This is a genomic window from Streptomyces sp. SID14478, assembly GCF_010548525.1.
GTDB lineage: Bacteria > Actinomycetota > Actinomycetes > Streptomycetales > Streptomycetaceae > Streptomyces.
The window spans coordinates 1-336 of sequence record NZ_JAAGMG010001377.1 but is presented as its reverse complement, the minus strand read 5'-3'; the positions used below and the strand labels follow the sequence as shown (position 1 = coordinate 336).

The 336-nt window shown below is 76.2% G+C and carries 1 pseudogene; it reads left to right on the top strand.

What is annotated here, in order from left to right:
- A pseudogene (locus tag G3I40_RS43570) lies at positions 1–336 on the top strand (hypothetical protein); the annotation flags it as partial.

The window sequence follows — 336 nt, the reverse complement described above, 5'->3', positions numbered from 1 at the left end:
CGCCCGCGACACCGGCAGCGCCGTCCTCGAACTCCTCGACGCAGCCCGCGGCGAGGACGCCCTGCTGCGCGGCCTCGCCTTCGAGGCCCTGCGCGTCGTCGGCGCGCCCGCCGAGCCCGAGGTGCGCCGCGCCCGTGACGAACCGGGCCTGCGGGCCTACGCGTTGCTGTGGCTCGCCGAGTACGAGGGCGCCGACCCCGAGGACGTGCACACCGTACTGACCCGCGAGGAGGCCACGTGGCTGTGGATCGACACCGCCGCGGCCGTCGCCGACCACGGTGAAGCCCCGCTGCTCGTACGGCACTTGGAGTCCGCGGTGCAGCCGACCGTGCCGGC